The organism is Streptomyces sp. NPDC001927 (assembly GCF_053594455.1).
This window is the reverse complement of the sequence record NZ_JBSFEN010000007.1, coordinates 88,683-103,176: the sequence shown is the minus strand read 5'-3', so window position 1 is coordinate 103,176 and position 14,494 is coordinate 88,683. Positions and strand designations below refer to the sequence as shown.

Here is a 14,494-nt window from a genome sequence, read left to right as displayed (position 1 = left end):
TCTTGCTGAGGACACCCACATGTACAAGTTCTTCTTCAACGTCGTCTTCAAGCGCATGGACCCGGAGCAGGCCCACTACCTGGCCTTCCGCTGGATCCGCCTGGCCGCCCGCGTCCCCGTGCTCCGCACCTTCGTCGCCGCCGTCCTCGCGCCCCGCCACAAGGAGCTGCGCACCGAGGCGCTCGGCCTGCGCATGCACGGCCCCTTCGGCCTCGCCGCCGGCTTCGACAAGAACGCCGTCGCCATCGACGGCATGTCGATGCTCGGCTTCGACCACATCGAGATCGGCACGGTCACCGGCGAGGCCCAGCCGGGCAACCCCAAGAAGCGCCTCTTCCGGCTGGTCCCGGACCGCGCCCTGATCAACCGCATGGGCTTCAACAACGAGGGCTCCGCCGCCGTCGCGGAGCGGCTCGCCACCCGTACCCCGGTCTTCAGGACGGTCGTCGGGGTCAACATCGGCAAGACCAAGGTCGTCCCGGAGGCCGAGGCCGCCGCCGACTACGTGAAGTCCACCGAGCGCCTCGCCCGCCACGCCGACTACCTGGTCGTCAACGTCTCCTCCCCGAACACCCCGGGCCTGCGCAACCTCCAGGCCACCGAGTCCCTGCGCCCGCTGCTCACGGCGGTACGCGAGGCGGCCGACCGGTCCGTCCAGAACCGCCGCGTCCCGCTCCTGGTCAAGATCGCCCCCGACCTGGCAGACGAGGACGTCGACGCCGTCGCCGACCTGGCCCTGGAGCTCGGCCTCGACGGCATCATCGCCACCAACACGACCATCGCGCGCGAGGGCCTCGGCCTGAAGTCCGACCCCGCGCTGGTCCAGGAGACCGGCGGGCTCTCCGGCGCCCCCGTCAAGGAGCGCTCCCTCGCCGTCCTGCGGCGCCTCCACGCGCGCGTGGGCGACCGGCTCGTCCTCGTGGGCGTCGGCGGCATCGAGAACGCCGAGGACGCCTGGCAGCGCATCCTGGCCGGCGCCACCCTGATCCAGGGCTACAGCGCCTTCATCTACGAGGGCCCGTTCTACGCCCGCGCGATCCACAAGGGCCTCGCGGCGCGCCTCGCCGCCTCCCCGTACGCCACCCTCGCCGAGGCCGTCGGCGCCGACAACCGAAAGGCCGCCGTCCAGTGACTCTCTCCTTCGGAACCCGCCTGCGCGCCGCCATGGACGAGCGCGGCCCGCTCTGCGTCGGCATCGACCCGCACGCCGCCCTCCTCGACTCCTGGGGTCTCGGCGACGACATCGCCGGCCTGGAGCGCTTCACGTTCACCGTGGTGGAGGCCCTCGCCGAGACCGTGGCCGTCTTCAAGCCGCAGTCCGCGTTCTTCGAGCGCTTCGGCTCGCGCGGCATCGCCGTCCTGGAGCGCGCGGTGGCCGATCTGCGGGCCGCGGGCGGGCTCGTGGTGATGGACGCCAAGCGCGGCGACATCGGCTCCACCATGGCCGCCTACGCCGAGGCCTTCCTGCGCAAGGACTCCCCGCTCTTCTCGGACGCGCTGACGGTCTCCCCTTACCTCGGCTACGGCTCCCTGAAGCCGGCCGTCGACCTGGCGCGGGAGTCCGGCGCGGGCCTCTTCGTCCTGGCCCTCACGTCCAACCCGGAGGGCGCGGAGGTCCAGCGCGCGGTCCGCGAGGACGGCCGGACCATCGGCGCGACCATGCTGGCCCACCTGGCGGAGGAGAACGCGGGGGAGACCCCGATGGGCTCCTTCGGCGCGGTCGTCGGCGCCACGCTGGGCGACCTGTCCTCCTTCGACCTGGACATCAACGGCCCGCTCCTGGCCCCCGGCCTCGGCGCCCAGGGCGCGAGCCCGGCCGACCTCCCCGCGGTCTTCGGCGCGGCGGTCCGCAACGTGGTCCCGAACGTCAGCCGGGCGGTCCTGAAGCACGGTCCGGACGCCGCCGCTCTGCGCGCCTCGGCGGAGCGGTACGCGACCGAGATCCGCGAGGCCGTCGCCGGCTGAGCCCTCGTGAGCCTTGTGGGAGCCCTTCGTGAGCCTTGCGCGCCCCTTCGGGAGCCCTTCGCGAGTCCTGCGGGAGCCGTTCGAGAGCTCTTTGACGGCCCGTCGAACACTCTCAGGACGCCCGTCGGACCAATCCGCAGGTGAGGGCCGTCTCACTCCTTGACAGGATCCTTACCCAAAACCGGGTCGTTATGTCGGAAAAGTCCTGGTCGGCGGATGCTGACCAGGACTTTTCGCTTGTTCTCGCTGACTGGAGAGACTTTCGCCGCTAGTCTCCGGGGCAGAGTCAGCGTTCAGCGGTTCCTGCGTTGGTCGCTGCTCCACTGGTGTGGGGCGAACAGGTTCCTCACCGGTCCGTATCCGACAGTTCGACATCCGAGGTGACGTAGGCGTGGCTCTTCCGCCCCTTACCCCTGAACAGCGCGCAGCCGCGCTCGAAAAGGCCGCCGCGGCTCGCCGGGAGCGGGCCGAGGTCAAGAATCGACTCAAGCACTCCGGTGCCTCGCTCCACGACGTCATCGAGCAGGGCCAGAAGAACGAGGTCATCGGCAAGATGAAGGTCTCGGCGCTGCTCGAGTCCCTGCCTGGCGTGGGCAAGGTGCGCGCCAAGCAGATCATGGAGCGACTCGGCATCTCCGAGAGCCGGCGTGTGCGCGGGCTCGGTTCCAACCAGATCGCCTCCCTGGAGCGCGAGTTCGGCGGCTCCGGCGCCTGAAGCGGGACCGCCGTCCCAGGCACCCCCGTAAAGCTGGAATAATCGCTGCATGGCAGCAGAGGTACGTCCGCGGCTGACCGTGCTCTCCGGCCCCTCCGGGGTGGGCAAGAGCACGGTCGTCGCTCATATGCGCAAGGTCCACCCCGAGGTCTGGCTCTCGGTGTCGGCCACGACACGAAAGCCGCGCCCCGGCGAGCAGCACGGCGTCCAGTATTTCTTCGTCACGGACGACGAATTCGACAAGCTGGTCGCCAACGGGGAACTCCTCGAATGGGCCGAGTTCGCGGGCAACCGCTACGGCACGCCGCGTCAGGCGGTCCTGGAGCGCCTCGAGGCCGGCGAGCCGGTCCTCCTGGAGATCGACCTCCAGGGCGCCCGGCAGGTCAAGGAGTCCATGAAGGACTCCCAGCTGGTCTTCCTCGCCCCGCCGAGCTGGGACGAACTGGTCCGCAGGCTCACCGGCCGGGGCACGGAGTCGCCCGAGGTCATCGAGCGCCGCCTCGCGGCCGCCAAGATCGAACTGGCCGCCGAGACGGAGTTCGACACCACCCTGGTCAACACCTCCGTCGAGGACGTGGCGCGTGAGCTGCTAGCCTTGATGAACGTTGTTTGATCTTTTTCTGATCAACTGGATCTGATCACCCGGATCAGCTCACCCAGAAGTTTCTTCGGAAGGCTAGACGTGTCCTCTTCCATCACCGCGCCCGAGGGCATCATCAACCCGCCGATCGACGAGCTGCTCGAGGCGACCGACTCGAAGTACAGCCTCGTGATCTACGCGGCCAAGCGAGCGCGTCAGATCAACGCGTACTACTCGCAGCTCGGTGAGGGCCTGCTCGAGTACGTCGGCCCCCTCGTCGACACCCACGTGCACGAGAAGCCGCTCTCGATCGCCCTGCGCGAGATCAACGCGGGTCTGCTGACGTCCGAGGCCATCGAGGGCCCGGCTCAGTAAGCACGTCAGCACGTTACGTTTCTCACCACAGGCCCGGCGGAACAACCGCCGGGCCTGTGGTGTCTCATGGAGTCGTACGCATCCGAGTACGCATCCGAGTGCGGGGAGTGGCAGTGGTGACCAAGCCGAAGGTCGTTCTGGGCGTCAGCGGCGGCATCGCCGCCTACAAGGCCTGTGAGCTGCTGCGGCGGCTGACGGAGTCGGGCCACGACGTCCGGGTCGTCCCCACCGCCTCGGCGCTCCACTTCGTCGGCGCCGCCACCTGGTCCGCGCTCTCCGGCCACCCCGTCTCCACCGAGGTGTGGGACGCGGTCCACGAGGTCCCGCACGTACGGATCGGGCAGGGCGCCGACCTCGTCGTCGTGGCCCCCGCCACCGCCGACATGCTCGCCAAGGCCGCCCACGGCCTCGCCGACGACCTCCTGACGAACACCCTGCTCACGGCCCGCTGCCCGGTCGTCTTCGCCCCGGCGATGCACACCGAGATGTGGGAGCACCCCGCCACCCAGGAGAACGTCGCCACCCTGCGCCGTCGCGGCGCGGTCGTCATCGAGCCCGCCGTCGGCCGCCTGACCGGCGTCGACACCGGCAAGGGCCGGCTGCCCGACCCGGGCGAGATATTCGAGGTCTGTCGCCGGATCCTGGCCCGTGGCGTCGTCGCGCCCGACCTCGCCGGCCGCCACGTCGTGGTCAGCGCGGGCGGCACCCGTGAGCCCCTCGACCCGGTCCGCTACCTGGGCAACCGCTCCTCCGGGAAGCAGGGCTACGCCCTGGCCAAGGCCGCCGCGGCCCGGGGCGCCCGGGTCACGCTCGTCGAGGCGAACACCGGCATCCCCGACCCGGCCGGGGTCGACGTCGTCCACGTCGGCACCGCGATCCAGCTGCGCGAGGCCGTGCTCAAGGCGGCCGCCGACGCCGACGCCGTGGTCATGGCCGCCGCCGTGGCGGACTTCCGCCCCGCCGTCTACGCCCCCGGCAAGATCAAGAAGCAGGACGGCGTGGAGGCCCCGGTCGTGGAGCTGGTCCGCAACCCCGACATCCTCGCCGAGATCTCCGCTGACCGGGCCCTGCCCGGTCAGGTGGTCGTGGGCTTCGCCGCCGAGACCGACGACGTGCTCGCCAACGGCCGCGAGAAGCTCCGCCGCAAGGGCTGCGACCTGCTCGTGGTCAACGAGGTGGGCGAGCGCAAGACCTTCGGCTCCGAGGAGAACGAGGCCGTCGTCCTCGCCGCCGACGGCTCCGACACGCCCGTACCGTACGGGCCGAAGGAAGCCCTCGCCGAGACGGTCTGGGACCTCGTCGCACCCCGTCTGCGGACCCTTCCCGGGTAGAATTCGGGGAAATCTCACCCCCGGCCGGATTTCACCGTCCCGGCCGAGTGAATCCCCCGGAAATCCCGTCCCCATGGGCGAGGGGAATGGGTGTGCGTGAGGCGCGCGGGGCCGGATTCGGCGAGCTCAGGCCTCCCACCTTGCGAGACACCTGCCCCAATGCCCGATGACGCCCGATAGACTGTTCTTGGTACGACGCGGGGCGCAGCCCCCTGCCGTCCGACATTGTTCAGCCAGCAGCCGCTGCAACCCCAGGGAGCATTGTGTCCCGTCGTCTGTTCACTTCGGAGTCCGTGACCGAAGGTCACCCCGACAAGATCGCTGACCAGATCAGCGACACCATTCTCGACGCGCTGCTGCGCGAGGACCCCACGTCCCGCGTCGCCGTCGAGACGCTGATCACCACCGGCCTCGTGCACGTCGCCGGTGAGGTCACCACGAAGGCGTGGGCCGACATCCCCACCCTCGTACGGAACAAGATCCTCGAGATCGGGTACGACTCCTCGAAGAAGGGCTTCGACGGCGCGTCCTGCGGCGTCTCGGTCTCCATCGGGTCGCAGTCCCCGGACATCGCGCAGGGCGTCGACACGGCGTACGAGAAGCGCGTCGAGGGTGACGAGGACGAGCTCGACAAGCAGGGCGCCGGCGACCAGGGCCTGATGTTCGGCTACGCGTCGGACGAGACCCCGGAGCTCATGCCGCTCCCGATCTACCTGGCGCACCGGCTCTCCCGCCGGCTGACCGAGGTCCGCAAGAACGGGACCATCCCGTACCTGCGCCCCGACGGCAAGACCCAGGTCACCATCGAGTACGACGGTGACAAGGCCGTCCGCCTCGACACGGTCGTGGTCTCCTCGCAGCACGCCTCGGACATCGACCTGGAGTCGCTGCTCGCGCCCGACATCCGCGAGTTCGTCGTCGAGCACGTCCTGAAGCAGCTCGTCGAGGACGGCATCAAGCTGGACACCGACGGCTACCGCCTGCTGGTCAACCCGACCGGCCGCTTCGAGATCGGCGGCCCGATGGGCGACGCCGGCCTCACCGGCCGCAAGATCATCATCGACACCTACGGCGGCATGGCCCGTCACGGTGGCGGTGCCTTCTCCGGCAAGGACCCGTCCAAGGTCGACCGCTCGGCCGCCTACGCCATGCGCTGGGTCGCCAAGAACGTCGTGGCCGCGGGCCTCGCCTCGCGCTGCGAGGTCCAGGTCGCGTACGCGATCGGCAAGGCCGAGCCCGTCGGTCTCTTCGTCGAGACCTTCGGCACGAACACGGTCGAGACCGAGAAGATCGAGCACGCCATCGGTGAGGTCTTCGACCTCCGCCCGGCCGCGATCATCCGCGACCTCGACCTGCTCCGCCCGATCTACGCCCAGACCGCGGCGTACGGCCACTTCGGCCGCGAGCTTCCCGACTTCACGTGGGAGCGCACGGACCGCGTGGACGCGCTGAAGAAGGCGGCGGGCCTCTAAGGTCCTTCGTTTCACGTGCTGGAAAGCCCGGCCCCCTTCGGGGGAGCCGGGCTTCCGCATGTCCGGCCGTTGTCCTGCCGAGGACGGCTGTCAGTGCGTTCTGGTAGGTATGAGGCTGTGAGCAGCGAGAACGAGACGCCCGAGGGAGATGCGGCCGGTGAGCCGCACGAGCAGCTCGCGCTCATTCGGGAGACCGTGCGCCAGGCCAAGGTGCCCCGGGCCAAGCCGAGGACCTGGCGCGGGGCCGCGCTGGCCAAGGAGCTGCCCGTGGCGCGGGTGGTGGTCAACAAGGGCGTGCTGCACCTCGACCAGTTCTTCGACTACGCCGTGCCCGAGGAGCTCGACGACGTCGCCCAGCCGGGGGTGCGGGTGCGGGTGCGGTTCGGGGCCGGCGCGCACCAGGTCAGGGACGGGCGACGCGAGGGCGGGCGGCTGATCGACGGCTTCCTCGTCGAGCGGCGGGCCGAGTCGGACTACAAGGGCGCCCTGGCCGCGCTCGCGGACGTCGTGTCGCCCGAGCCGGTGCTCAGCGCCGAGCTCCTGGGGCTCGCGCGGGCGGTCGCCGACCGGTACGCGGGAAGCCTCGCGGACGTCCTCCAGCTGGCCGTGCCGCCCCGGAGCGCGCGGGCCGAGGGAAAGGTCTCCCCGGAGGCGCTGCCGTCGCCCGAGGCGCCCGAGGCGGGCACCTGGACGCGGTACGAGCGCGGCCCTGCCTTCCTGACCGCCCTCGCGCGCGGCGCGGCCCCGCGGGCGGTCTGGAACGCGCTGCCGGGCCCCCACTGGGCCGAGGAGCTCGCCCGGGCGGTCGGCGCCACGCTCGCCTCCGGGCGCGGCGCGCTCGTCGTCGTACCCGACGGGCGGGCGGCGTCGCGCGTCGACGAGGCGCTGACGGCGCTCCTGGGCCCCGGGCGGCACGCGCTGCTCACGGCCGACGCCGGTCCGGAGAAGCGGTACGCCCAGTGGCTCGCGGTACGGCGGGGCTCCGTGCGGGCGGTCGTCGGCACGCGCGCGGCGATGTTCGCGCCGGTACGGGACCTCGGGCTCGTCGCGATCTGGGACGACGGCGACGGCAGCCACAGCGAGCCGCACGCCCCGCAGCCCCACGCGCGCGATGTCCTGCTGCTGCGCGCCGCCCACGGCCGGTGCGCCTTCCTGCTCGGCTCCACGAGCTGCACGGTCGAGGCCGCCCAGCTCGTGGAGTCCGGCTGGGCCGCGCCGCTGGTCGCGGGACGCGATCAGGTGCGGCTCGCTGCCCCGCTCGTGCGGACCGTGGGGGACGGCGAGCTGGCCCGCGACGAGGCCGCGCGCGCCGCGAGGCTGCCCTCGCTGGCGTGGCAGGCGGTCCGGGAGGGCCTGAAGACCGGCCCGGTGCTCGTCCAGGTGCCGCGCCGGGGTTACGTACCGAGGCTGGCGTGCGAGCGGTGCCGGACGCCCGCCCGCTGCCGGCACTGCGCGGGCCCGCTGGAGGCGCCCGAGCAGGCGGAGCTGCGGTGCGGCTGGTGCGGGAAGGGCGCGCCGGACTGGCACTGCGTGGAGTGCGGCTCGACGCGCCTGCGGGCCCAGATCGTGGGCGCGCGGCGGACGGCGGAGGAGCTGGGCCGGGCGTTCCCGGCGGTGCCGGTACGGACGTCGGGGCGGGACCACGTCCTGGACACCGTGCCGGGGCGGCCCGCGCTGGTGGTCTCCACCCCGGGAGCGGAACCGGTCGCCGAGGGCGGCTACGCGGCGGCGCTGCTCCTCGACGGCTGGGCCATGCTCGGCCGCCCCGACCTGCGCGCGGGCGAGGAGGCGCTACGACGCTGGATCGACGCGGCCTCGCTGGTGCGGGGCCAGGGAGAGGGCGGCACGGTCGTGGTCGTCGCCGAGCCGACACTGCGGCCGGTGCAGGCGCTGGTGCGGTGGGATCCGGTGGGCCACGCCCAGCGGGAGCTGGCGGAGCGCGCGGAACTGGGCTTCCCGCCGGTGTCCCGGATGGCCGCGATCTCCGGCCCGCCGGAGGCCGTCGAGGCGTTCCTGTCCGGCGCGGACCTCCCGGGCGACGCGGAGATCCTGGGCCCGGTCCCCCTCCCCGTCGTCCGCCCCGGCGGCCAACGCCGCCCGGGCGACCCCCCGCCGGGCGAACACTGGACCCGCGCCCTGATCCGCGTCCCCCCGGGCACGGGCGCGGCGCTGGCGACGTCCTTGAAACACGCCCGCGCGGCGCGCTTGTCGCGCGGCGGGGGAGACCCGGTCCGGGTCAGGGTGGACCCGCCGGACATCGGGTAGGCCGCTTGGGCGCGAGGCCGCCTGGCGGGGCGGCGCCTACGCTCGAGCCCCGTCGCGGGCTGAGCCCGGCTGGGTGGCGCCGCCCTCCGCCTCCGCCGTGTGCCCACGGGTCGCGCACTGGGCGGTGCCCACCCGCCCTCCGGGCCGTCGCCCCGCGTGGCCATCCCGTCGGCTGGGCGATGCCCACCCGTCCCCGCTCCCTCGCCACCCTCCCGTGTGGGCAATCGTCCCGCTGGGCGGGACGGGTGGGCACACGGGACGTGGGCGCCCTTGCCGGGCCCAGGCTCCCGTGCTCCCGGTGACCCCGGGTGCGGCGCCGTCGTGGGTTGTGCCCACCCGTTCCGCCCAGCGGAACGACTGCCCACAACCCGAGGGGGACGGGAGGTGCCCACGACCTGGGGGCCACGTTGTCGCCCACAACCCGAGGGGACGGGGTGGCCGGACACAACCCGCGTGCGGGCGCCGGGGCGGGGCCGCCGTGCGGAACCCCGTACGGGCGGATGGGCGTCGTCCCAGGTCACGGGTTGCCGCAAGCCGCAGGGTGGCGCGTCAGCCGTTGCGGGGGCCCGGGAAGGCCGGGGGGCGGGGGTCCTCGCGGAGGGCCGGGGTCACCGGGGTCGGCTGGGGCGGCATCGTGCGGGCCGGCGGTACCACCGGCATCGTGCGCGTCGTGCCCGGCTCCGGCGCGTGCTCCTGGTCCACGACGAGCCCCGGCTGGGGCGCGCGGCGCGCGCCGTAGCGGCGGTGGACGGCCTGCTTCGTGACCCCGAGCGCCGAGCCGACCGCGTCCCACGAGAACCCGAGCGAGCGGTCGAAGTCGACGGCCGCCGTCACCAGGGTCTCGACACTGTCGCGCAGCTCCTGGGCCAGCCGGACGGTCGGGGCGGGCGCCCGCCCGTAGACGACGAAGCCCGTCGACGGGCCGGAGCGGCGCGGGCGGTAGACATTGCCCAACTGGGCCGTGAGCGTGCGCAGTGCGTCGACCTGCCGCCGGACCCGCTCGATGTCCCGCACCAACAGGTGCAGACTTGCCCGGGCTTGGGCGTCGTGGGTTGCGTGGTCGGCCATGTGAAAGCCTCTCGAACCGGCGTGGAAAAGGGTCGGGCCACGACAAGGGCGGGCCCGTTTCGGTCAATCTCTCTTGACCAACGCGCCACCCGTGGTTGGGTCACGCTGCAGGGGCGTACACGCATATGCGCGGGGCGCTCGTCGTCACGTACGCCCCCTAGACTGGTGCGCTGCCCTCCACCGCCCCGACATGCGAGGTTTTTCCGAGTGAAGCTGGTCTTCGCAGGCACCCCCGAGGTCGCCGTGCCCGCCCTGGACGCCCTGCTCGCCTCCGGCCGGCACGAGGTGGCCGCCGTCGTCACCCGTCCCGACGCCCCCGCAGGCCGTGGCCGGCGCCTGGTGGCGAGCCCGGTCGCCGAGCGGGCGGAGGAGGCGGGGATCGAGATCCTCAAGCCGGCGAGGCCGCGCGACGAGGCGTTCCTCGCGCGGCTGCGCGAGATCGCCCCGGACTGCTGCCCGGTCGTGGCGTACGGCGCGCTGCTGCCCAAGGCCGCCCTCGACATCCCCGCGCGGGGCTGGGTGAACCTGCACTTCTCGCTGCTGCCGGCGTGGCGTGGCGCGGCGCCGGTCCAGCACGCGGTGATGGCGGGCGACGAGGTGACGGGCGCGTCGACGTTCCAGATCGAGGAGGGGCTCGACTCCGGCCCGGTCTACGGCGTGATCACCGAGGACGTCCGCCCCACCGACACCAGCGGTGACCTGCTCACGCGGCTCGCGTTCGCGGGCGCGGGGCTGCTTTCGGCGACGATGGACGGCATCGAGGACGGCACGCTGAAGGCCGTACCGCAGCCGGCCGAGGACATCACGCTCGCGCCCAAGATCCAGGTCGAGGACGCCCACGTGGACTGGAAGGCCCCCGCGCTCCGCGTGGACCGCGTCGTACGCGGCTGCACGCCCGCGCCGGGCGCCTGGACGGTGTTCCGCGACGAGCGCCTCAAGCTGATCCAGACGGCGCTGCTCCCCGACCGCACGGACCTCACGCCCGGAGAGCTCGCCGCGGGCAAGAACAACGTGTACGTCGGCACCGGCTCGCACGCCGTCGAACTCCTCTGGGTCCAGCCCCAGGGCAAGAAGCCGATGAAGGCCGCCGACTGGGCCCGCGGCGTCCGCATCGCCCCCGGTGAGCGGGTGGGCGGGGCCGACGTAGGCTGAGAGGGTTCGACCTCGTCATTTCTCTTGCGGAGCACCTTTTGAGCGAGCAGGCACGTCGCCGTCCCCCCAAGCCGTATCGGCGTCCCAAGAAGGATCCCGTGCGGATTCTGGCCTACGAGGCGTTGCGGGCGGTCGACGAGCGGGACGCGTACGCGAATCTCGTGTTGCCGCCGCTGTTGAAGAAGGCCCGGGAGAAGGGGGACTTCGACGGGCGGGACGCGGCGCTCGCGACCGAGTTGGTCTACGGGACGCTGCGGCGGCAGGGGACGTACGACGCGATCGTGTCGGCGTGTGTCGACCGGCCGTTGAGGGAGGTCGATCCGCCGGTTCTCGACGTGCTGTCGCTGGGGGCGCATCAGCTGCTCGGGACGCGGATTCCCACGCACGCCGCCGTCTCCGCCAGTGTCGAACTCGCGCGGGTCGTCCTCGGGGACGGGCGGGCCAAGTTCGTGAACGCCGTGCTGCGGAAGATCTCGCAGCACGACCTCGACGCGTGGATCGAGCAGGTCGCCCCGCCCTACGAGGACGACGCAGAGGACCACCTCGCGGTCGTCCACTCGCACCCCCGCTGGGTCGTCTCCGCGCTCTGGGACGCCCTCGGCGGCGGCCGGGCCGGCATCGAGGACCTCCTGGAGGCAGACAACGAGCGGCCCGAGGTCACCCTCGTCGCCAGGCCCGGGCGGGCCACCACCGAGGAGCTGACCGACGAGGACACGCTGCCCGGGCGCTGGTCGCCGTACGCGGTACGGCTGGCCGAGGGCGGCGAGCCCGGGGCCATCGAGGCCGTCAAGGAGGGCCGGGCCGGCGTCCAGGACGAGGGCAGCCAGCTCGTCGCCATCGCGCTCGCCAACGCGCCCCTCGAGGGCCGCGACGAGCGCTGGCTCGACGGCTGCGCCGGCCCCGGCGGCAAGGCGGCCCTCCTCGGCGCCCTGGCCGCCGAGCGCGGCGCCACCCTGCTCGCCTCCGAGAAGCAGCCCCACCGCGCCCGGCTCGTCGAGCGCGCCCTGGCCGGCAACCCCGGCCCGTACCAGGTCATCGCCGCCGACGGCACCCGCCCGCCGTGGCGGCCCGGCTCCTTCGACCGGGTCCTCATGGACGTGCCCTGCTCGGGCCTCGGCGCTCTGCGCCGTCGCCCGGAGGCCCGCTGGCGCCGCCGCCCGGAGGACCTCGACGGCTTCGCCCCGCTCCAGCGCGGGCTGCTGCGCGAAGCGCTCTCGGCGGTCCGCGTCGGCGGTGTCGTCGGGTACGCGACCTGCTCGCCGCACCTCGCCGAGACCCGGATCGTCGTCGAGGACGTCCTCAAGGGGCGTGGCGGCCCGGCGGTCGAGGCGGAGTGGATCGACGTCCGCCCGCTGATGCCCGGCGTCCCCGCGCTCGGCGAAGGACCGGACGTCCAGCTCTGGCCGCACCTCCACGGCACGGACGCGATGTACCTGGCGCTGTTGCGTCGTACCGCCTGAGAGCTGCCCGAAGGGCCCGGAAGGTCGGCTATATCCCGGCCTTCCGTGCCGGAATCGGGTCCGAAGGCGCCCGTATCCCGGACCGAAACCGCTTCGCGGCAAAGAAGTGCCCAAGAACATGGCAGGCTTGGCACATGGCGCAGATCAACCCCAGCATCCTGTCCGCAGACTTCGCCCGCCTCGCAGAGGAGGCGAAGGCCGTCGACGGAGCCGACTGGCTGCACGTCGATGTCATGGACAACCACTTCGTCCCGAACCTGACCCTCGGTGTGCCGATCGTCGAGTCGCTGGCCCGGGCCACGGACACCCCGCTGGACTGCCACCTCATGATCGAGGACCCGGACCGCTGGGCCCCGCAGTACGTGGAGGCCGGCGCCGGGTCCGTCACCTTCCACGTCGAGGCGGCCGCCGCCCCGGTGCGGCTCGCGCGCGAGATCCGGGCGAAGGGGGCGCGCGCCTCGATGGCGCTCAAGCCCGCGACGCCCATCGAGCCGTACGAGGACCTGCTCCCCGAGCTTGACATGCTGCTGATCATGACCGTCGAGCCCGGCTTCGGCGGCCAGGCCTTCCTCGACATCATGCTGCCCAAGATCCGCCGCACGCGTGAGCTGATCTCCAAGCACGGTCTGGAGCTGTGGCTCCAGGTCGACGGCGGCGTGGCCGAGTCGACCATCGAGCGGTGCGCCGAGGCCGGCGCCGACGTCTTCGTCGCGGGATCGGCGGTCTACGGCGCCCAGGACCCGGCCGAGGCGGTCCGCTCCCTCCGTGCCAAGGCCGACGCCGCGACCGCCACGGCGGCGTGGGCGTGTGGCCACTGAACTTCCGGCAGATGAACGCGGTCCGTCGGAGCGCCGACAGGACCGATCGGGACCCGTCGGATCTGACAGGATGAACAGCGGGTCCAGAGTGTGAACGACCCGAGCACGACCTGAGCAAGACCCCAGTACGACAGCAGTACGACGGCAGCACGACCAGCACCACGACGCGGCACGTGAGCAGCGGTACGTGAACAGAGCTAAGGAGATCGCGGTGGCGGGAATCTCGGCGGGACGGTCAGCCCTGCGGATGGGACCCGCGGAGCTGGTGCAGGCGGCGGCCATGGCGCGTCGCTTCTACCTCGAGGGCAAGTCCAAGATCCAGATCGCCGAGGAGTTCGGCGTGAGCCGCTTCAAGGTGGCCAGGGTCCTGGAGACCGCGCTCGAACGCGACCTCGTACGGATCGAGATCCGCGTCCCGGCCGAGCTGGACGCCGAGCGCTCCGACGCGCTCCGCGCCCGCTACGGGCTCCGCCACGCCGTCGTCGTCGAGTCCCCGGCGGAGGGCGAGGACGAATCGCCCGACCCGGAGAACCTCGGCGAGGTCGCCGCCGACCTGCTCGGCGAGCTGGTCAACGAGGGTGACGTCCTGGGCCTGGCCTGGGGCCGCTCGACCATCCACATGGCCGCTGCCCTCGACCGGCTTCCCCCGTGCACCGTCGTCCAGCTCACCGGCGTGTACGACGCCGGGACCGCCGAGCGCGGCTCGGTCGAGGCGGTACGCCGCGCCGCCCAGGTGTCCGGCGGCGAGGCGCACCCCATCTACGCGCCGATGCTGCTGCCCGACCCGGCCACGGCGGCCGCGCTGCGCAACCAGACGGGCATCGCCCGGGCCTTCGAGTACTTCGACAAGGTCACCGTCGCCTGTGTCTCCATCGGCTCCTGGGAGCCGGGCATCTCGACCGTGCACGACATGCTCACCGACGAGGAGCGCGCCCACTACGCCTCCCTCGGTGTCGCCGCCGAGATGTCCGCGCACCTCTTCGACTCCGAGGGCCGCCGGGTCGGCCGCGACCTGGGCGAGCGCTGCATCACGGTCGAGGCGGACCGGCTGCGCCGGATCCCCGAGGTCGTGGCGATCGCGGGCGGTCAGCGCAAGGCGGCGGCGATCGGGGCGGTGCTGCGCTCCGGGCTTGTCACCAGCCTCGTGACCGACCGGGCCGCGGCCGACTACCTGCTCACCGAGTCCGTCCCGGGCCCGCGCCCCGCGCTGGAGCGCGCCGACCCCGACGGCGTCTGAGACCCCGCGTCACGCCCCGTCCGCCCGCACGGCGGGCGGGGCGGCCGGGCCCGTCG

General features: G+C 72.7%; 13 protein-coding genes. 12 read left to right on the top strand and 1 reads right to left on the bottom strand.

From position 1 onward, the window contains the following. Nucleotides 1-19: 19 nt before the first annotated feature. The 8 genes from ACWCO8_RS20245 (at nt 20) to ACWCO8_RS20210 (ending at nt 8,703) form a co-directional block, all read left to right on the top strand. On the top strand, nt 20-1,132 hold the full coding sequence (locus ACWCO8_RS20245) for a quinone-dependent dihydroorotate dehydrogenase (RefSeq protein ID WP_451033400.1): 1,113 nt from the start codon (nt 20-22) through the stop codon (nt 1,130-1,132). Next, nucleotides 1,129-1,965: an orotidine-5'-phosphate decarboxylase gene (pyrF, locus tag ACWCO8_RS20240; RefSeq protein ID WP_451033399.1), complete on the top strand. Its 837-nt coding sequence runs from the start codon at nt 1,129-1,131 to the stop codon at nt 1,963-1,965. Before ACWCO8_RS20245 ends, pyrF begins: the two co-directional genes overlap by 4 nt. A gap of 391 nt (nt 1,966-2,356) precedes the next feature. Then, nucleotides 2,357-2,680, top strand: a complete 324-nt coding sequence (gene mihF / locus ACWCO8_RS20235) for an integration host factor, actinobacterial type (RefSeq protein WP_362004865.1) — start codon at nt 2,357-2,359, stop codon at nt 2,678-2,680. Nucleotides 2,681-2,729: 49 nt separating this feature from the next. Further along, complete coding sequence (gmk, locus tag ACWCO8_RS20230; RefSeq protein ID WP_362004867.1) at nt 2,730-3,293, top strand: guanylate kinase; 564 nt, start codon at nt 2,730-2,732, stop codon at nt 3,291-3,293. Nucleotides 3,294-3,362: 69 nt separating this feature from the next. Continuing rightward, nucleotides 3,363-3,635, top strand: coding sequence for a DNA-directed RNA polymerase subunit omega (rpoZ, locus tag ACWCO8_RS20225; RefSeq protein ID WP_005319902.1), 273 nt, complete (start codon nt 3,363-3,365; stop codon nt 3,633-3,635). A 116-nt stretch (nt 3,636-3,751) separates the two neighbouring features. Then, nucleotides 3,752-4,966, top strand: coding sequence for a bifunctional phosphopantothenoylcysteine decarboxylase/phosphopantothenate--cysteine ligase CoaBC (gene coaBC, locus ACWCO8_RS20220; protein WP_362004870.1), 1,215 nt, complete (start codon nt 3,752-3,754; stop codon nt 4,964-4,966). 263 nt (nt 4,967-5,229) lie between these two features. Next, on the top strand, nt 5,230-6,438 hold the full coding sequence (metK, locus tag ACWCO8_RS20215) for a methionine adenosyltransferase (RefSeq protein WP_362004872.1): 1,209 nt from the start codon (nt 5,230-5,232) through the stop codon (nt 6,436-6,438). A 117-nt stretch (nt 6,439-6,555) separates the two neighbouring features. Continuing rightward, nucleotides 6,556-8,703, top strand: a complete 2,148-nt coding sequence (locus tag ACWCO8_RS20210) for a primosomal protein N' (protein ID WP_451033398.1) — start codon at nt 6,556-6,558, stop codon at nt 8,701-8,703. A 549-nt stretch (nt 8,704-9,252) separates the two neighbouring features. Here ACWCO8_RS20210 and ACWCO8_RS20205 read toward each other — a convergent pair. Continuing rightward, nucleotides 9,253-9,771, bottom strand: coding sequence for a hypothetical protein (locus tag ACWCO8_RS20205; RefSeq protein ID WP_362004877.1), 519 nt, complete (start codon nt 9,769-9,771; stop codon nt 9,253-9,255). Between the two features lie 207 nt (nt 9,772-9,978). Here ACWCO8_RS20205 and fmt point away from each other — a divergent pair, with 207 nt between their 5' ends. The 4 genes from fmt to ACWCO8_RS20185 all read left to right on the top strand — a co-directional run bounded on the left by fmt (nt 9,979) and on the right by ACWCO8_RS20185 (nt 14,438). Continuing rightward, the gene (gene fmt, locus ACWCO8_RS20200; RefSeq protein WP_451033397.1) at nt 9,979-10,923 is read left to right on the top strand and encodes a methionyl-tRNA formyltransferase; all 945 of its coding nucleotides are present in this window, start codon (nt 9,979-9,981) and stop codon (nt 10,921-10,923) included. Between the two features lie 38 nt (nt 10,924-10,961). Then, nucleotides 10,962-12,383, top strand: coding sequence for an RsmB/NOP family class I SAM-dependent RNA methyltransferase (locus tag ACWCO8_RS20195; RefSeq protein ID WP_451033396.1), 1,422 nt, complete (start codon nt 10,962-10,964; stop codon nt 12,381-12,383). 134 nt (nt 12,384-12,517) lie between these two features. Beyond that, nucleotides 12,518-13,201 carry a ribulose-phosphate 3-epimerase gene (gene rpe / locus ACWCO8_RS20190; protein WP_361968619.1) on the top strand — a complete coding sequence of 228 codons (684 nt, stop codon included), beginning with the start codon at nt 12,518-12,520 and terminating at the stop codon, nt 13,199-13,201. Between the two features lie 211 nt (nt 13,202-13,412). Beyond that, nucleotides 13,413-14,438, top strand: a complete 1,026-nt coding sequence (locus ACWCO8_RS20185) for a sugar-binding transcriptional regulator (protein WP_451033395.1) — start codon at nt 13,413-13,415, stop codon at nt 14,436-14,438. Nucleotides 14,439-14,494 lie beyond the last annotated feature (56 nt).